This window comes from Plantibacter elymi (nom. nud.) (genome assembly GCF_900177795.1).
In the GTDB taxonomy this organism is placed as follows: Bacteria; Actinomycetota; Actinomycetes; order Actinomycetales; family Microbacteriaceae; genus Plantibacter; species Plantibacter elymi.
The window spans coordinates 248779-267233 of record NZ_FXWJ01000003.1; the positions used below are offsets into that span (position 1 = coordinate 248779).

General features: G+C 70.2%; 16 protein-coding genes. 6 read left to right on the forward strand and 10 right to left on the reverse strand.

What is annotated here, in order from left to right; all coding sequences use genetic code 11:
- The first annotated feature begins 20 nt into the window (after positions 1-20).
- The 5 genes from CCK91_RS10645 to CCK91_RS10665 all read left to right on the forward strand — a co-directional run bounded on the left by CCK91_RS10645 (position 21) and on the right by CCK91_RS10665 (position 5960).
- Positions 21-1346, forward strand: coding sequence for a bifunctional o-acetylhomoserine/o-acetylserine sulfhydrylase (locus tag CCK91_RS10645; RefSeq protein ID WP_086473990.1), 1326 nt, complete (start codon positions 21-23; stop codon positions 1344-1346).
- Between the two features lie 285 nt (positions 1347-1631).
- Complete coding sequence (metX, locus tag CCK91_RS10650; RefSeq protein WP_086473991.1) at positions 1632-2837, forward strand: homoserine O-acetyltransferase MetX; 1206 nt, start codon at positions 1632-1634, stop codon at positions 2835-2837.
- A gap of 80 nt (positions 2838-2917) precedes the next feature.
- A complete protein-coding gene (locus tag CCK91_RS10655) occupies positions 2918-4084 on the forward strand; it encodes a sensor histidine kinase (RefSeq protein WP_133059977.1) in 1167 nt (388 codons plus the stop codon).
- Positions 4081-5313, forward strand: a complete 1233-nt coding sequence (locus CCK91_RS10660; RefSeq protein WP_086473993.1) for a hypothetical protein — start codon at positions 4081-4083, stop codon at positions 5311-5313. Before CCK91_RS10655 ends, CCK91_RS10660 begins: the two co-directional genes overlap by 4 nt.
- Positions 5310-5960, forward strand: coding sequence for a response regulator transcription factor (locus tag CCK91_RS10665; protein WP_056012577.1), 651 nt, complete (start codon positions 5310-5312; stop codon positions 5958-5960). The genes CCK91_RS10660 and CCK91_RS10665 overlap by 4 nt, the downstream gene beginning before the upstream one ends.
- A gap of 203 nt (positions 5961-6163) precedes the next feature.
- On the opposite strand, the gene CCK91_RS10670 is transcribed toward CCK91_RS10665, so the two are convergent.
- From CCK91_RS10670 to CCK91_RS10700, 7 genes are all read right to left on the reverse strand, one after another.
- Positions 6164-7465 carry an MFS transporter gene (locus tag CCK91_RS10670; RefSeq protein WP_086473994.1) on the reverse strand — a complete coding sequence of 434 codons (1302 nt, stop codon included), beginning with the start codon at positions 7463-7465 and terminating at the stop codon, positions 6164-6166.
- A gap of 77 nt (positions 7466-7542) precedes the next feature.
- Entirely contained in the window at positions 7543-7851 is a 309-nt protein-coding gene (locus CCK91_RS10675) for a thiamine-binding protein (RefSeq protein ID WP_086473995.1), read from the reverse strand.
- Between the two features lie 2 nt (positions 7852-7853).
- A complete protein-coding gene (locus CCK91_RS10680) occupies positions 7854-9083 on the reverse strand; it encodes a glycosyltransferase 87 family protein (RefSeq protein WP_242664512.1) in 1230 nt (409 codons plus the stop codon).
- An 89-nt stretch (positions 9084-9172) separates the two neighbouring features.
- Positions 9173-10714, reverse strand: a complete 1542-nt coding sequence (locus tag CCK91_RS10685; RefSeq protein ID WP_086473996.1) for an FAD-dependent oxidoreductase — start codon at positions 10712-10714, stop codon at positions 9173-9175.
- Between the two features lie 58 nt (positions 10715-10772).
- Positions 10773-11660 carry an FAD:protein FMN transferase gene (locus CCK91_RS10690; RefSeq protein ID WP_086473997.1) on the reverse strand — a complete coding sequence of 296 codons (888 nt, stop codon included), beginning with the start codon at positions 11658-11660 and terminating at the stop codon, positions 10773-10775.
- A gap of 20 nt (positions 11661-11680) precedes the next feature.
- Positions 11681-12208, reverse strand: a complete 528-nt coding sequence (locus tag CCK91_RS10695; RefSeq protein WP_119863552.1) for an FMN-binding protein — start codon at positions 12206-12208, stop codon at positions 11681-11683.
- Positions 12209-12357: 149 nt separating this feature from the next.
- A complete protein-coding gene (locus CCK91_RS10700) occupies positions 12358-13221 on the reverse strand; it encodes an ADP-dependent NAD(P)H-hydrate dehydratase (RefSeq protein ID WP_086473998.1) in 864 nt (287 codons plus the stop codon).
- Between the two features lie 140 nt (positions 13222-13361).
- Between CCK91_RS10700 and CCK91_RS10705 the strand changes: the two genes are divergently transcribed.
- Positions 13362-14438, forward strand: a complete 1077-nt coding sequence (locus tag CCK91_RS10705) for an NADH:flavin oxidoreductase/NADH oxidase (RefSeq protein WP_086473999.1) — start codon at positions 13362-13364, stop codon at positions 14436-14438.
- A 75-nt stretch (positions 14439-14513) separates the two neighbouring features.
- Here CCK91_RS10705 and CCK91_RS10710 read toward each other — a convergent pair whose 3' ends face one another.
- The 3 genes from CCK91_RS10710 to CCK91_RS10720 all read right to left on the reverse strand — a co-directional run bounded on the left by CCK91_RS10710 (position 14514) and on the right by CCK91_RS10720 (position 18342).
- A complete protein-coding gene (locus tag CCK91_RS10710; RefSeq protein ID WP_086474000.1) occupies positions 14514-15563 on the reverse strand; it encodes a hemolysin family protein in 1050 nt (349 codons plus the stop codon).
- On the reverse strand, positions 15560-16879 hold the full coding sequence (locus CCK91_RS10715; RefSeq protein WP_079707236.1) for a hemolysin family protein: 1320 nt from the start codon (positions 16877-16879) through the stop codon (positions 15560-15562). Before CCK91_RS10715 ends, CCK91_RS10710 begins: the two co-directional genes overlap by 4 nt.
- A 149-nt stretch (positions 16880-17028) precedes the next feature.
- On the reverse strand, positions 17029-18342 hold the full coding sequence (locus tag CCK91_RS10720) for an MFS transporter (RefSeq protein WP_086474001.1): 1314 nt from the start codon (positions 18340-18342) through the stop codon (positions 17029-17031).
- Between the last annotated feature and the right edge of the window lie 113 nt (positions 18343-18455).

Here is an 18455-nt window from a genome sequence, read left to right on the forward strand (position 1 = left end):
AGCAGAGGGGACCATCCACCATGAGCGATGCCACGAACGACTGGAAGTTCGAGACGAAGCAGATCCACTCCGGAGCCGCACCAGACCCGGTCACGAAGGCTCGGGCCACGCCGATCTACCAGACGACGAGCTACGTGTTCGACAACGCCGACCACGCGAAGAACCTCTTCGCGCTCGCGGAGTTCGGCAACATCTACACCCGCATCCAGAACCCGACGCAGGCCGTCGTCGAGGAGCGCCTGACCGCGCTCGAGGGTGGTAGTGGCGCCCTCCTCCTCGCCTCCGGGCAGGCGGCGGAGGCCTCGGCGGTCCTCAACATCGCGCAGGCGGGCGACCACATCGTGTCGTCCTCGTCGATCTACGGCGGCACGTACAACCTGTTCAAGTACACCCTCGCGAAGCTCGGCATCGAGACCACCTTCGTGGAGAACCAGGACGACGCCGAGGAGTGGCGGCGTGCGGTGCGCCCGAACACGAAGCTGTTCTTCGCGGAGACCATCGGCAACCCGAAGATCAACATCCTCGACATCCGCCTCGTCGCCGACGTCGCGCACGAGGCCGGCGTCCCGCTCATCGTCGACAACACGATCGCCACGCCGTACCTCATCCGTCCCTTCGAGCACGGAGCGGACATCATCGTCCACTCGGCGACGAAGTTCCTCGGCGGTCACGGCACGGTCATCGGCGGGGTCATCGTCGACGGCGGCACCTTCTCCTGGACCGGGCACGCGGACAAGTTCCCGGGCCTCACGACGCCGGACCCCTCGTACCACGGGGCGGTCTACACCGACGCGGTGGGTGACGCGCTCGCCTACATCATCAAGGCGCGCGTGCAGCTCCTGCGCGACCTGGGTGCGGCCATCGCCCCGGCGAGCGCCTGGCAGCTCATCCAGGGCATCGAGACGCTCAGCCTCCGCATCGAGCGCCATGTGCAGAACGCCCAACAGGTCGCGGAGTGGCTCGACGCCCACCCCGACATCGCGAGCGTCAACTACTCGGGTCTGCCGTCGAGCCCCTGGTACGCGGCAGCCAACCAGTACGCCCCGAAGGGTGTCGGAGCGGTCCTGTCCTTCGAGCTGAAGGGCGGGGTCGACGCCGGCCGCGCCTTCGTGAACTCGCTGCAGTTGTTCTCGCACCTCGCGAACATCGGCGACGTCCGTTCCCTCGTCATCCACCCGGCGTCGACGACGCACTCGCAGCTCACCCCGGAGCAGCAGCTCACGGCCGGCGTCACGCCAGGGCTCGTGCGGCTCTCGGTGGGGCTCGAGAACATCGACGACATCACGGCCGACCTCCAGGCCGGTCTGACCGCCGCGAAGCAGGTCGTCGAGGCCGCCCGGGTCTGAGTCCGTCCCACCGCGTCCCCCTCCCGGGTTGCGCCAGCGCGGTGCGCTGACGCGAGCGCACCCCACAACCGCGAGCGCGGGTCTCCAGAGACCCGCGCTCGCGTCGTTCGTTGCGCACTCGGGCCGGTTCCGCGTCGCTCGGGCCGGTTCCCCGTCACCCGAGCCCGTTCCGGCGCGCCGAGGCCGACGGGAGCGCACTCAGGTCAGCGCACCGCGCCGACCATGACCGATCGGGTGACGTAACACGGCCGGTCGACGCCCGCGGGCACGCCACAATGGAGACCTATGGACTGGCAGACCCCGGAAGACAGCGTGCCCTCCCGCTTCGTGACCGAAGCCGAGGTCGGCGCCCTGCTCGCGAACCCGCCCTCGAGCGGCGCCTGGCGCGACGGCGACCGGCCGGGCGACCGGCTCTTCGCCCCGCTCGGTCGCCTCGACTTCGAGCACGGCGGGAGCATCCCGCACGCCAGGCTCGCCTACGAGACCTGGGGCACCCTCGACGACGACGGCGGCAACGCGGTCCTCATCCTCCATGCGCTCACCGGAGACAGCCACGTCCTCGGAGGCGCCGGCAACGGGCATGCGACCGCCGGTTGGTGGGCCGGCATCGTCGGTCCGGGACTCGCCGTCGACACGGAACGCTGGTTCGTCGTCGCGCCGAACATGATCGGCGGCTGCCAGGGCAGCACCGGCCCCTCCTCCTTCGCGCCCGACGGCGTCGAGTGGGGTTCGCGGTTCCCGTACACCTCGATCCGCGACCAGGTCGAGGCCCAGCACCGACTGCTCGGACACCTCGGACTCGACCGCTGGGCCGCGGTGATCGGCGGGTCGATGGGCGGCATGCACGCACTCGAGTGGGCCGCCACCCACCCTGAGCTCGTCGACCGACTGGCCGTGATCGCCGCGCCCCCGGTCACGACGGCCGACCAGATCTCCCTGAACTTCGTGCAGCTCGAAGCGGTCCGCACGGACCCGCACTTCCAGGGCGGCGACTACTACGACGCCCCGGACGGTGAGGGCCCGCATCGCGGCCTCGCGCTCGCCCGCCGGATGGCCCTGCTCAACTACCGCAGTCCGGGTGAGCTGAACGCCCGCTTCGAGCGCAGCTGGCAGTCGAGCGTGAGCCCGCTCGGTCATGGTGGACGCTTCGCCGTCGAGTCCTACCTCGACTTCCACGGCAACAAGTTCACCCGACGCTTCGACGCCGGGAGCTACGTGACCCTCGTCGAGGCGATGAACTCGCACGACGTCGGACGCGATCGTGGCGGCGTCGGGGCGGCGCTGCGGGCCTACGCCGGTCCGTCGCTCGTGCTCGGGATCGACAGCGACCGGCTCTTCCCGGTCAGTGGGCAGGAGGAGATCGCGCTCCATCTCCCCGGCAACCTCGACGGCACCCGACCGTCGGTCCTCCGGTCCGACTTCGGACACGACGGCTTCCTCATCGAGAACGCGTTGGTCGCGCCGCATCTCGGGCGGCTCCTCGCCGTCTGACGGCCACGCCCCGTCTGACCGACACCCGTTCCGTGGCGGTCGTGTCACCCGATAAGGTGACTCCTCAGAGGAGCGTGAGCATGGATCGGGTGGCGAGGACCCAGCGACGTCTGCTGCTGCGCACGACGCGTCTCTTCGGGCTCGCGGGTTGCGTCACGGCCGCGATGATCCTCAGCGTCCCGGGCGTCGTCTCGGGAGGTCGGTACACCGTCCTCCTCATCCTCGTCGCCGCCCTCGCGCTCACGCACGTGGCCGCGGAGCAGTACGACGGCCGTCGCTGGCTGGTCCTGGTGTTCCTGGTCGGTGTCGGGGTCGTCGTCGTCATCGGCCTGTCGGACGGGAAGACCGGCCAAGTCGGCTCCGCGAGCGCGATCGCCGCGATCACCTCCCTCGGCCTGGGCGCTGTCGCGGCCAGACTCGTGCCGCTCCGGCGCACCTGGCCGCTGCTCCTGACCGCGTTCGTCGTGACGGCGGTCACGATCATCGTCGTCACCGGGCCCACCGCGCTCACGATCCCGACCATCGGCCTGACCGCGGTCGTGTGGGTCGCGATCGGCGCCTTCGGCGGGTGGCTCGACACGAGCATCCCCCGACTCATCCGTCGGGTCGACACCATCGGCAGCGCCTACAACGCGGAGCGGCTCGCGAGTCAGGCCGAGTCGCAACGGCGACAGGACGCACGACTCCTGCACGACACCGCGCTCGCGACCCTCACCATGCTCGCCCACTCCGGACGAGGCGTCGATGCCGCCGCCCTCCGCTCGCAGGCCGGGAACGACGCGCACCTGCTCCGCAGCCTCCGCCTCGGCGAGGAGCTGAGCCCCGTCTCCTCCGGCTCGTACATCCTGCAGCGCGGTGCCGACTTCACCCTCGACGAAGGTATCGAGGCCGCGACGGACCGGTTCGCCGGCCTCGGCCTCACGGTCAACGTCTACGGCGGTGGACAGGCGAACCTCGACCCACGCGTGCGCGAGGCGTTCCTCCTCGCACTCGGGGAGTGCCTGGAGAACGTCCGGCGCCATTCCGGAGTGGATTCGGCCGACGTCACGGTCTCGATCGACGAGCTGACGGCCCGACTCCTCATCACCGACACCGGCACCGGGTTCGATCCGTCGGCCGTGCCGGACGGTCACCTCGGCGTCGCGGAATCGGTCGTCGCGCGCATCCAGGAGGTCGGCGGACAGGCGCGTGTCTTCTCCGCGCCCGGGGCCGGGACGACCGTCATCCTGGAGGTCCCGCAGGCATGAGTGTCGACGCCCTCGAGGAGACCACCGGACCGACCCGGCGCTACCGTCATCGGCGCACCATCGACCGGCAGCGCTCCTCACTCGGAACGACACAGCTCGGCATCGGCCTCTCGGTCTCCGGCGTCATCCTCGTCGTCTACGCCGCGATCCGCTTCGTCGGGTCGGTCCACCACTACCCGCGGCCGCTGCTCAGCGTCGTCGCCTGGCTGCTGCTCACCGCGGCGATCGCGTCGACCTTCCTCCTGCTCCGCCGTTCCGCGTTCCACCTCTCGGATCGACTGTTCGTCGCACTGCTGATCCAGCTGGTGGTGGTCGCAGCGCTCGACCTGGCGAGCGTCTGGAGTCGCGACGCCGTCGGCGTCTATCCGACGGCGGCCGCGGCGGTCGGCGGCGTCCTGCTCGCGGTCGTCACCCTTCGGCCGGTCCGCGACACCGCCGCCGCGACGGTCGTGCTGGGGCTGATGCTGGTGGGGTCGATCCTGACCGTCACGCGGACCCAGAGCCCGACCCTCGGGGCGGAGCTGCTCTTCGCCGCGGTCGCCGTCGTCCCGCCACTCATCGCCTGCGCGATCGTCTCCCAGTACCGGCGGATCGTCCGTCTCGAACTCGACCGGGTCATGGTCGCCTCCACCGTCGCGAGCGTCCGAGACGCACTCGGGTTCTTCGACTCGGAGGAACTCGTCACCCTCGACCTCGAAGCGGAGGAGCTGTTCGTCGGTGTCGCCGACGGCTCGGTCGACCTCCCGCTCAGCCCCGAGCTCGCGGCGCGCGCCTCCCGCCTCGCGACCGAGCTCCGGCGTCATCTCATGTCCGAGGGCAAGGAGTCCTGGCTCGAGCACGCGTTCCAGGAGTCGTCCGTGTTGTCGGACCGCGCGACCCTGCGCGACCCCGAGCGACTCGCGACGTATCTCGCAACGGATCAGCGGGATGGACTGCTCTCTGCAGTATGGTTGCTCCTCGGGGAAGCAGATGCGCAGAGTGCCAGAGCTGTGCTGACGCTCGGACCGGTCGACCGCTCCGAACGACCGGGCCGATCTGGTGCGCTCGTCATCCCGATCGTCCTCGAAGCGGTCGGAGTGCAACGCGCCAAGGTGGATCCCGCGGTGTGGGAAGCGCTCGGACGAGTGGGCAGCTCTACGGACACGTACCAGAAATCCCGGATCAGGATCGAGATCGACAGCACCGTCGACAATCCTGCTGCGGGCCAGCGGAAAGGGGAACGTCAATGACCTCACAGGAGTCTCGCATCAGGGTCGGCATCGTCGATGACCACCGGATGCTGCTCGGTGCGCTCACCGAGTGGATCAGGAGCGTCGCCGACGACATCGAACTCGTCGTCGTCACCCCGTCCTGGCCGGAGCTGCTCACGCACCCCGCCTTCCCCGTCGACGTCCTGCTGCTCGACGTCGATCTCAAGGACAACGTCCCGGTCGCCGTGAAGCTCGCGACGCTGAAGACCACCGGCGTCACGACCGTGCTCATGAGCACCTACAGCGACCCGGCGGTCGTCCGCGAGGCCTTGGCCGCCGGCGCCCTGGGCTACCTCGCGAAGAGCGAGGACGCCGAGACCATCGTGCACGCCCTCCGTGCGGCGTCACGCGGTGAGTCCTACATCTCCCCCGAGCTCGATCTCGCCCTCGCGAGCGGCGCCTCGGGCACCGGCCCCCGCCTCAGCGCGCAGGAGCGTCGTGTCATGGCGCTGTACGCCGCGGGTGAGCCGGTGAAGATGGTCGCCGAGAGTCTCGGCATCTCCGACGAGACCGCGAAGAGCTACCTCAAGCGCATCCGCGAGAAGTACCGCAACGCCGGCATCGACGTCGGCACGAAGGTCGCCCTGCGCAAGCGGGCGATCCTCGACGGCATCATCGTCGACTAGCAGCGCGGTGCGCCGACGCGAGCGCGCGGGTATCGGCGCCAGCGCGGTGCGCTGACGCGAGACCGCGCTGTCCGGCGTGAGCGCTACCCGGAGAGGTGAGCGCGGGTCTCCAGAGACCCGCGCTCACGCGTGCGGGACGCGCTCACGCGATCGCACCGCGCTGGCGCCACACCTCGCCACGGAGCAAGGGCGGCGGGTGTCGGTCAGACGGGGATCGGCGCCGTCGGCGGGTTGCGGTCCGCGATCCTACGATCTTCGGCGTCGTTCGCCCGCAGGAGTTCGCGCCGGAGCTGCCGACGTTCGACGGTGAAGCTCGTGATGACGATTCCGAGGCCGATCACGGTCAGCCCCACACCGGTCCAGACCGGGGCGAGGTAGCCGAGGCCACCGGCGATGACCACACCGCCGAGGAAGGCGCCGAGCGCGTTGCCGATGTTGAGCGCCGAGTGGTTGAGCGCGGCGGCGAGCGACTGACTGTCGCCGGCGACGTCCATGAGCCTCGTCTGGATGGCCGGACCGAGGCCCTGCGACGCGAAGCCGACCGCGAAGACGAAGAGGAACATGGTCGGGGTCCACGTCGCGGTGAGTGCCAGGGCGGTCAGGACCACGATCATGAGCGCGAAGAAGACGATCAGGGCCCGTTTCACCCCGCGGTCCGCGAGATGCCCGCCGACCAGGTTGCCGATCGTCATACCGACCCCCATGGTCGCGAGCGCCCAGGGGACGAGCGTCGCCGACTCCCCCGCGACCTCGGTCACGAGGGGCGCGAGATAGCTGTAGACGGCGAAGAGCCCACCGAACCCGATGGACCCGAACCCGAGCACGAACCACACCTGGCCGCGTCGGAAGACACGGAGCTCCCGACGCATCGTCTGCTGCGGGTTGCCCGCCTGCACCGGCACGGCGAACCAGATGGTCACGGTCGCGAGCGCGAAGATGCCGGTGACGATGAGGTAGGCGGAGCGCCACCCGAACTCCTGGCCCACCCAGGTCGCGAACGGCACGCCCACGACGTTCGCGATCGTCAGCCCGGTCATGACGAGCGCGACGCCCTTGCCGCGCTTCCCCGGCCCCATGAGACTCGCGGCGACGAGGGCGGCCATGCCGAAGTAGGCGCCGTGCGGCAGGGCCGCGACGAACCGTGCGAGGAGGACGAGACCGAAGCTCGGCAGGACCGCGGACGCGAGCGTGCCGACGGTGAACGCGACGCCCAGCCAGAGCAGGACGGTCTTGCGCCGGTATCGCGCGACGAGTGCGGCGATCGTCGGCGCACCGACGACGACGCCGAGCGCGTACGCCGTGATCAACCAGGCGGCCTGCGCGTTCGCCTGCTCCTGGCTGCGAGCGGCCAGCTCGGGCAGGAGGTCGGTCGCGATGTTCGGCAGCAGACCCATCGCCACGAACTCGGTCGTGCCGATGCCGAAGGCCCCGACGGCGAGCGCGAGGATGGCAAGACGAACACGGGTCGGCGACAGCTGCGTCGACCCGTCCAGGATGGTGGGCATGGATCGAGTGTACGGGAATCCTCGAATCGATTCGAGTCCCCCGAACGGCGAAACCGGACGACCGTTCCGCGGTGGGCTCAGCCGTCGTTCTCGAGCGCGGCGTCGAGGCGGTCGAGCTTGGCGGTCAGCTCACCCGTGTAGCCGGGACGGATGTCGGCCTTCAGGACGAGCGAGACCCGGCTGCCAAAGGCGCCGACCGCCTCGGTGGCGTCCTTGATGACCGCGAACACCTCGTCCCACTCCCCCTCGATGGTCGTGAACATGGAGTCGGTCCGGTTGGGCAGGCCGGACTCGCGGACGATCCGCACGGCCGCAGCGACCGCGTCGTGGACGGAACCGTCCGAGTTGCCGGTGCCGCTGGGTGCGACGGAGAACGCGACGAGCATGGTCACTCCTTGTGGGTTCGAGCGGGGACGGGGATGGATACCGAGGAGACGTCTTCGTCGTGGTGGTGCGGCGAGAACAACGCATGCACGGCCCAACCGGCGAGGACCAGGTAGGCGAGGTTGCGGACCGTCAGCACCGTCACGAGCACCGGGTCGACGTTGAGCAACCACAGGTACAGGTAGGGGTAGACGAGCTGCGTGAGTGCGGCGATCACCAGTGCGAGCACGGCCGGCGCGACGAAGCGCCGACGCTGCAGCACGATCCCGAGGATCACCGGTGCCGCCAACCACATCGCGAACTGCGGCGACCCGACCTTGTTGAAGATGATGAGCGTGAGGACGAACAGGAGCGACAACGGCGCGAGCACCTGCACGAGCGGGCGTCCGGACCGCACCGCGAGCACCCCGAGGAGCACCGCGCCGGCGACGGCGAGGCCGAGCAGCGGCGTCATGACGGCGATCGCCGTGTCGACACCCGGGCCGGTGACCTGGAAGGTCAGGATGTCTCGGTCGTAGTAGACGAAGCTCTGCGGGACACCCAGGACGGCGAGCCACAGGTAGGCGTTGCCGATGGGCGACTCGATCTGGAGACCACGTCCGGTCTGCTCCGTCACGAAGCTGACCGCGTTCGCACCGCCGAGCACGAGACCGACCCCGAGGACCACGAGCGACGTCGCCGCCGCTGCGACCAGGACCTGTCCGCGATGGCGGTGCGCCAGGACGATCGCGCCGATCAGCGCAGCCGGCCAGATCTTCATCCAGGCGGCGAGCGTCAGGAGGACGGCGGCGACCCGCGGGCGGCCGGCGACCCAGAGGAGCCCGACGATCGCGATGGGGACGGTCACGGAGTCGATCCGCGCGAGCGCGATCGGTCCGAGCAGGAGGAGGAACGCGAGCCACCACCATGCCGCGATCAGCCGCGGGCGCGAGTGGCCGTTGCCGAGGAGGACCGCGAAGGCGCCGGCGTTCATCGCGGTCACCAGCAGGAGCCAGCCGACACCGTACCCGGCGCTGCCGAGCAGCAGGGGGATCAGCATCGGGACGATCGCGAGGATCGGATAGACCCAGGGTTCGTCGATGGCGGGGATCGGGCCGCCGGACGTCGCCTGTTCGACCCACGGCCGGTACACGAGGACGACGTCGCCGAGCGGGAGGCCCTCCGCCACGAGGCACAGCCACCCGACGAAGAGGTGCACGAGGCCGAACCCGCACCAGAGGAGCCAACGCCGCATCACGTTGACCATCCTAGGCTCGTGCCGCCGGAGGAACCGGTCCGCCACTCGCTCGACGCCCGAGCGGGGCGGGTCCACGAGCCTGCTGATCAGTACCCGCTGAAGGCGTCGGTGCGGACGTGTCCGACGCCGATCCCACGCAGGGCGGGCTTCAGGGCCTCGATCATCGCGGGCGGACCGGAGATGAAGACCTCCCGCTCGGCCAGGTCGGGGACGGCCTCGGCGAGGCGCTCGTGGTCGAGGCGCCCGGATCCGAGGCCACGCCAGCCGTCCGGCAGCCGGACGTCGTCCGTCGGTCCCACGACGAGCACAGGTGTCCCCCAGGTCTCGAGCTCGGCCGCGTAGGCGAGCTCCTGCGGGTCGGACACGACGTAGACGAGGGCGACGTCGCGCTTGTCGGCACGGAGGTGCAGCCGGGAGAGCTGGCTGACGAACGGGGTGATCCCGATCCCGGCGGCGATGAGCAGGATGGGCTTGCTCGCGTCCTTCGGCAGGACGAAGTCGCCCCACACGCCGGTCGCCGAGAGGCTCGCGCCGACCGGCAGCGCGTTCAGCGCCCGCTTGAAGCTACTGGCCCGCTCGGGCACACGCATCGCCACGCGGATCGTACGGTCGTCGTCGGGTGGCGAAGAGATGCTGAAGACGCGCCTCGAGCCGCGGACGTCGACCCCGCGGTGCGGCAACGACAGCTCGAGGTACTGGCCGGCCGCGAACGGGATCGACCGCTTCGAGCTGAACCGGTACTCGACCGCCGTCGGGGTGAGGGCGCGGGTTCCTTCGAGCGTCAGTCGCATCCCCCGACGACGGGCGACGGCGAAGGCCAGCACGTTGCCCACGATGAGCGCGAGCTCGGGGGTCGACGCCACCTGGCCGAGCGTGAACGGGATGGAGAACAGCACCGCGACGATCGCCGCCTCGGCGAGCTGCTGCCAGCGCCGCGGTGGAAGCGTGAGCGGCTCGGTGAGCATGAACGCCGCGAGGAAGAGGATCGGGTACGACGTGAGCGGAGCCAGCAGTGCCGGCCCCAGCTCTTGACCACCGGTGACGAGCCGGACGGTGACGAGTGCCCAGGAGAGCACGATGAAGACGAGTGCCATCGTGAGTCGCTTCGTCCGGATGAGGACGAGGCCGCCGAGGATGACGACACCGGGCAGCAGCCACGGGTTGGCGACCCACCACACCGACGGTGACACGCCGGGGAGGGTGACGTAGCTCGCCAGCACGCTCATCACGAGTGCGGCGATGGCCGCCGGATTGAGGACGTGTCGACCCCGGATCGCGAGCAGGTACTTCGATGTCGATGCGACCGTCGCGGCGAGGGCGATCCAGGCCAGCGCGGTGGGCTCGCTCGTCGGCCACAGGATGAAGAACAGCAGGAGGGAGGTGATGACGGACGACTCGCTGTGCGGCTGCACCTGGAACAGCGCACCGAACAGGCGGTTCGTCAGGTAGCCGACGGCGAGCAGCGTTGCCAGGGTGGCGAGGAGCTCGAGCGGCTTGTAGAACACCTGCCCGAACAGCGACAGCACGAAGGCGTAGATCGCGAGGGTGCCGAGTGACAGCGTCACGAGGCGGTACATGGTGACCCGCCCGAGGACGGTGCCGAAGAAGGAGCCGGTGCGGCCGTTCATGTGCGGTCTGCTTTCTGGGAGATGGTGCCGCCCGGGCTCAGGCCCTGTGGCGCGTGACTCAGGTGAAGAGTTCGCCGGGGAACCCGACGGACCGATCGGCGAGACCGGTCGTGAACATGCGGACGCTCTCGAAGGTGAACGCCTCCGCGAGCGTCTCGTGGTCGGTGAAGAACAGCGCAGTGGCCAGTCCGTCGGCGACCATCGCGTCCGGGGCGGTGACCCAGGTCGCCGCGACGGTCCGCGTCGGTTCGCCGGTCCGGCCGTCGATGACATGGTGGAGGCCGTCGCCCCAGGCACGACGATTGGTGGCGGAGGCGCACAGGGCGCCGTCGTCGATCGTCGCGACCCCGATGGCCTTGCTGGGATCGTACGGATGCTCGAGCGCGATGCGGAGCGGGTCCGCCGCGCGGGACCCGTGCTCGTGACGCAGGTCGCCCGAAGCGTCGACCGTGAAGGACTCGTGGCCGTGGCTGCGGAGGAGGTCCGCGACGAGGTCGACGAGCCGCCCCTTGCCGGCCGCACCGATGTCGATCACGAGCGGGAGGCTCGTCTCGAGCACCTCGCCGTCCCACCGGGCCACGTCGTCCCAGTGCGGGGCGGCGACCGCCGGGCCCTGGGGGACGAGCGAGTAGGAGGCGTCGTAGCCGAGCCGCTCGAGGGAGGTGCCGATGAACGGCGTCACGGCTCCGGCGGTGGCATCGTGCAGACGCCGGTACGCGTCGAACAGTGCGACCGCATCCTCGCGCGCGTCATCGGGGAAGGCGGTCGAGACCGGGCCGGCGGCGAACCGCGCGATGAACGCGTCGTCCCGGAACCTCGACCAGGTCCGGTCGAACCGGTCGATGGACGCGGCGACGGCTTCAGCGGTCTCGGGCTCGAGCGGGAGATCCGTGTCGAGCTCCCATCCGGTGCCGATCGCCTCGAAGCGCAGTGTCGTCTCGCTCATCGTCGGTCCGGCCCCGCGGCTCAGCCCTTCGCTTCGGTCTTGATCGTGTCGATGGCCGCGTTGAAGCCGCCGCTCGTGAGCGAGGAACCGGCGACCTTGGAGACCTTGAGGCTGTCGATGTCCTTGCCGACCACCTCGGCGGCGATCCCCGAGATGAACTCCGCCTGGTAGCGCTTGCTGTTCGCGCTCTCGGCGTGCGAGACGACGTCGACCGCCGTGACCTTGTCCTCGGCGAGCGTGACGGTCACCGTGATCGACTCGGTGCCGTTCGGCGACTGGTAGCTGCCGTCCGCGGTGTAGGAGCCGTCCTGGTAGTCGGTGGAACCGGAGCCCGCCGCGGCGTCGGTCGAGGTGGTCGCTTCCGGCGCCGCCGTGCTCTTCGTCTCGGGCGACGTGGTCGTGGTCGCGCTGCCGGCGTCGGCGGCCGAGCAACCGGCCAGGCTGCCGACGAGCGTGAGGCCGGTCAGGGCCGCGAAGGTCGTCTTCTTCGCCGCAACGGACAGGCGTGGCGTGCGGACGGGAGGCTGGGTGGTGGTGGGGTTGCGCATCGTTCAATCTCCTCGGGCGATGTGTGGGCCGCGGTGCGGCGGCCGCCGCGGCGAGGTCTCTGCCGCGGTGGCACCAGTGTCCTGAGCTTCCCTATGGGCGAGCTATGAGCGTTCTGGGAGTTGTCCTTCGTCCACCGATGAACGCTCGTTCAGCGCAGGAGACCACCGACGACACCGCGCACCGCTTCGGCCACGTCGAGCGCGGCCAGCGGGCCATCGGCTGCCGCGGCATCCCCGGCGGCCGCATGCAGGAGCACCCCGCTCGCGGCGACGCTCGCCAGGCAGCCGGGGTCGGCGAGCACGCGCTCGGCGTTCGTGGCGACGAGCGCCCCGATGATCCCGGCCAGGGCGTCGCCGGTGCCGGCGGTCGCGAGCCAGGGCGATCCGCCGGAGACCGCGATGGCGTCGCCGTCCGGGGCGACCACGTGGGTCGTGCCGCCCTTCAGCACCACGATGATGCCGAGTCGGGCGGCGACGTCGGCCGCGTACGACACCGGGTCGGCACGGATGGCCTCGACCTCGGCAGGGCTCCCCAGCCCGCTCAACATGGTCGCCAGTTCACCGACGTGAGGTGTGGCCACGATGCGCCACGACTCGTCGACACCGAACGCCCGCTGGTGGGCACCCGCGGCGACGCGACGGAGCGACCCGGCATCGGCGACCACCGGCTCGCCCCCGTGCAGGGCGGCGTCGAGCAGGGAGCTCTCCTCGCGGGTCAGCTTGCCGGGGTCCATGCCGGAGCCGATGAGCCACGCCTGCACGCGCCCCTCCGCCGTCACGATCTCGGGGCGGCGCTGCAGCACGAGGTTCGCCGGTCGGTCCGCACCGAGATAGCGCACCATGCCGACCCCGGTGCGGATCGCCGCTTCGACACCGATGACGGCGGCACCCGGGTAGCGGTCCGACCCGGTCACGACGCCGAGGACACCCCGGGAGTACTTGTCCGATTCGGCGTCGGGCACGGCGATCCACTCGCGTGCGTCGGCAGGGGTCCAGAGTCGCGGTTCGGCCATGCCATCACCCTAGGCCAGTCGTCGCGGCGGTCCGGCTCTGAGCCGTCGATCGTCGGTCATTCCGGAGACGGGAATCCGAACGCATTCCGGAACGTTGGCCCGGGTGGCGGCGCCCGTCGCCCCGAGACCCGAGGAGTTCCGTGCCCCAGCTGTTCGATCCGATCACCATCCGCGACCTCACCATCCCCAACCGCCTGTGGATCGCCCCAATGTGCCAGTACAGCGTCGCCGCCCAGGACGGGGTCCCCACCGACTGGCACCTCATGCACCTCGGGCAGTTCGCGGCGGGCGGCTTCGGCCTCGTCATCTCCGAGGCGGCGGCGATCAGCCCCGAGGGTCGGATCTCGCCCCAGGACGCAGGCATCTGGAACGACGAACAGCGCGACGCCTGGCGACGCATCACCGCGTTCATCACCGAGCAGGGTGCCGTCCCCGGGATCCAGCTCGCGCACGCCGGCCGGAAGGCGTCGACGTTCGCCCCCTGGGGCACCGACGGCCAGGGCAGCGTCCCGATCGAGGACGGCGGCTGGTCGACCGTCGCTCCGTCGCCCGAGGCCTTCCCGGGCTACGCGGTCCCGGTAGCCCTTGACGACGAGGGCATCGACCGCGTCGTCGACGACTTCCGGGCGGCGGCCGTCCGGTCGGTCGACGCCGGCTTCCAGGTGATCGAACTGCACGCCGCACACGGCTACCTGCTGCACCAGTTCCTCTCCCCGCTCGTCAACCACCGCGAGGACGGCTACGGTGGCTCGCTCGAGAACCGGGCCAAGCTCCTCCTGCGGGTCGTCGAGGCGGTGCGCGAGGTCCTCCCGGCCGGTCTGCCGTTGTTCGTCCGGTTCTCGGCCACGGACTGGGTGGACGACGGATGGGACGAACACCAGACCGCGACCGTCGCCGCCTGGTGCGCCGAGCGCGGCGCCGACTTCTTCGACATCTCCACCGGCGGAGCCGTCGGCGGCGTCCGCATCCCGCTCTCCCCCGGGTACCAGGTCCCGTTCGCCGCGCACATCGGGTCGACGGGTGTCGACACGAGCGCCGTCGGGCTCATCACCGACGCCCAGCAGGCCGCGGCCATCGTCGCCGACGGGCAGGCGGAGGCGGTCATGGTCGCCCGCGAGGCGCTCCGTGATCCGCACTTCGCGTTGCGCGCCGCCACCGAGCTCGGCGTGGAGGTGGCCTGGCCGGGCCAGTACGAGCGGGCCAAGCCGCGCGCCTGACCGCGACCCCGACACGACGACGGCCCGCACGCGATCGCGTGCGGGCCGTCGTCGTGTCAGCGCTCAGGCCTCCGATCAGCGACGCCGGGTGGCGTCCTGGACCTCTCCGACGAGCTCCTCGATGATGTCCTCGAGGAAGAGGACCCCGGTGGTGGCGCCCGCTTCGTCGAACACCCGGGCGACGTGTGCCCCCGAGCGGCGCATCGTGGTCAGCGCGTCTTCGACGTCCGAATCCTCGAAGACCGACACCAACTGCCTGATGTGCTTCGCGGGCACCGGGCGCTCCTCGTCGCCACTGCCGTCGAGGTCGTCGTACCGCAGCACGTCCTTCAGATGGAGGTAACCGATCGGCACCGACTCGTCGTCGACGATCACGTACCGCGAGTAGCCGTACTTCGCGACGGCGCGCTCGACGTCGGAGGGGGTGGCCTGCTCCGTCAGCGTGATGAGGCTCCCGAGCGGCAGGGCCACGTCGTGGACCTTCTTCTCGGTGAACTCGAACGCCGCCACGAGCGCACCCGTCGAGTCGGTGAGCACACCCTCGCGGGTGGACTGGTCGACGATGGTCGCCACCTCGTCCAGCGTGAACGCACTCGCGGCCTCGTTCTTCGGCTCCACCCGGAACAGACGGAGGACGGCGTTCGCGGTCGCGTTGAGGGACACGATGATCGGACGGAAGACGCGCGCCACGAAGACGAGCGGCGGAGCGAGCAGCAGGACCGCGCGATCCGGGATCGAGAAGGAGAGGTTCTTCGGGACCATCTCGCCGAAGACCACGTGGAGGTAGGAGACGAGCAGCAGCGCGATGATGAATGCCACCGTACCGATGGTCTCCTCGGGCCAGCCGGTGAGCGCCAACGGCACCTCCAGCAGGTGGTGGATCGCCGGCTCGGAGACGTTCAGGATGAGCAGCGAGCAGACGGTGATGCCCAACTGACTGGTCGCCAACATGAGCGTGGCGTGTTCCATGGCCCACAGCGCGGTCTTGGCGCTCCGGCTCCCCTGTTCGGCGAGGGGTTCGATCTGCGACCGTCGCGCGGAGATGACCGCGAACTCCGCACCGACGAAGAAGGCGTTCGCGAGCAACAGCACCACGAGCCAGGCGATTCCTGCCCAGTCGCTCATACGTCACCACCGTCCTCCGACACGACGGGTCTCGGGGTGAATCGGATCCGATCGATCCGTCGGCCGTCGAGTCGCTCGACGCGGAGCGTGCCGTCCTCGAGCTCGAGCTCGTCGCCCGAGACCGCGAGCCGTCCGAGCTCGCTCATGACGTAGCCCGCGACCGTCTCGTACGGACCGTCCTCGGGGACGCGCACGCCGGCGCGCTCGAGGAGCTCGTCGGGACGGAGGCTGCCCGGGAAGGTCGTGGAGTCGCGTCCGCGGACCACCCCGGCACGCGAACGGTCGTGCTCGTCGGCGACCTCGCCCACGAGTTCCTCGACGAGGTCCTCGAGGGTGGTCACGCCGGCGGTGCCGCCGTACTCGTCCACCACGACGGCCATCTGGTAGCCGCGTCCGCGCAGCTGCGAGAGCAGCACGTCCAGCTTCATCGTCTCGGGGACGCGCAGGGCCGGCGACTGCAGAGCGGAGACGGGCACCTCGCCGCGGCGGTCGCGCGGAACCGCGATGGCCTGCTTCACGTGCACGACACCGGTGATGTCGTCGACGTCGGCATCGGTGACCGGGAAGCGCGAGTGGCCGGTCGACCTCGCCAGGGCGAGCACCGCCTGGGCGGGTTCGCCACGCTGGATCGACGCGATGCGCGGCCGCGGCGTCATGACGTCCGACGCATCGTGGCTCGAGAAGCGGAGGGTGCGGTTGAGCAGGGTCGCAGTGTCGGCCTCGAGCGTGCCCTCGAGCGCCGATCGACGCACGAGCGACGACAGCTCTTCGGCCGTCCGTGCTCCGGACAGCTCCTCCTTGGGCTCGATGCCCATCGACCGCAGCAAGCCGTTGGCACTGCCGTTGAGGACGACGATGGCGGGCTTGAACACCCAGGTGAAGGCCGTCTGGAACGGGACGACGAACTTGGCCGTCTGTCGGGGCAGCGCGAGCGCGAAGTTCTTCGGGACGAGCTCGCCGATGATCATGCTGAGCAGCGTGGCGAGGGTGATCGCGACGATCGTCGCCACGACGGCGACGACGCCCTCGGGGATCCCGATGGAGCCGAGCGGACCGGCCAGCATCGACGACAGCGCCGGCTCCATGGTGTAACCGGTGAGGAGGGTGGTCAGGGTGATCCCGAGCTGCGCGCTCGAAAGGTGCGTCGAGGTGATCTTGAGCGCTGCGATCGTCATCGTCAGGCGGGTCTCACCACGGTCGCGGCGGGCCTCGAGATCGGCGCGGTCGAGGTTCACGAGCGCGAACTCGGAGGCGACGAAGAAGCCCGTCCCGATGGTCAGTATGAGGCCGACGCCGAGCATGATCCACTCAGACATGACGATCCCGTCCGTGCTGAGCGGTGTGTGCCGGAGTGGGGGTTCCGTCGCCCGGGTGGGCGGTCGTCTCCCGTGATCGGGTCAGCACGGGGCTGGGATGGTGGCCGGGGGATCTGTCTGAAGGAGGGTCGTCCATTGTGCGGACGAGTCTATCGGACATCCGCGGCTGTGGACCCCGGATTTCCGGGGTTCTTCTCAGCCTCCGCGAGACGCTGGCGTTCCTCGGCCGCGCGACGCTTCCGACGCCGCAGGAGGAGGAACCGCACGCCGATGCACGCTGCAGCGAGCGCCGGGACCCCACCCGAGACGATCATGCCCACGTGTGCCCCGGCGACCTCGACGAGCCACCCCATGAGCGGACCGCCGATCGACTGCCCGCCGAGCAGCACGAGGATGTACAGCGACATCACCCGGCCGCGGATCGCCATGTTCGACGACAGCTGGACGAGCGAGTTCGCCGCCGTGATGAAGAGGAGGTTCGCGACCCCGCCCGCGATGAGCAGGAGGGCGAAGGGGAGGAGCACGGGCATCGCGCCGGCGGCCGCCTGCAGGACGCCGACCGCCGCCGCCGCGACGATCACGATGCGCAGGTCCACACCCCCACGCCTCGTCGACGCGAGCGCCCCGGTGAGCGCTCCGACGGCGACGAGGGCGTTGAGGAACCCGTAGCCGCTCGCGCCGATGTCGAAGACGTCCGAGGCGTAGGCGGCCAGCAGGACCGGCAGGTTGAAGGCGAACACCGACATGAACGCGACCATGATGACCGTCCACCGGATGGCCGGCTTCCGCATGGCGTAGCCGAGCCCCTCCTTGAGCTGGCCCTTGGCCTTCGCGACGACCGGCGTCGGGACGAGTTCCGAGACACGCATGAGCGCCAGGGTGAGTACGACGCCGGAGCAGGCGAGGGCGTTGATCGCGAAGGACCATCCGGAGCCGACGGCGGTGATGAGGACACCGCCGACGGCCGGACCGACGAGCTGGCCGAGTTGGAAGACGGCGGAGTTGAGGCTGATGGCGTTCCGCAGCCTCGCCGGCCCGACGAGCTCGTTCACGAACACCTGTCTCGCGGGGTTGTCGACGACGGTGACGAGCCCGAGCATGAAGGCGATGACGTAGATGTGCCACACCTCGACCGCGCCGCTGAGCGTCAGGATCGACAGCGCGACCGCGAGGACGGCGGCGAGCGACTGGGTGATCATGAGCAGCACGCGCTTGGAGTAGCGGTCCGCGATCACGCCACCGAGCAGTCCGAACAGGAGCATGGGCGCGAACTGCATCGCGACCGTGATCCCCACGGCGGCGACGCTGCCGGAGAGCTCGAGGACGAGCCAGTCCTGCGCGATGCGCTGCATCCCGATCGCGGTCGTCGCGACGATGTGCCCGATGGTGAAGAGTCGGAAGTTCGGGACGCGGAGCGAGGAGAAGGTGTCCCGCCAGGCGGGGCGCTCCCCCACGATGGGCATGGGGGCGGTGGGCGGCGGCGGAGCGACGGCGGTGTCGGATGGAGGGGTCACAGAGAGAGCCAGCGTTTCGTATGTCGAGTGCGTGTCGTATGGGTGGAGCCGCGGAGGCCGTC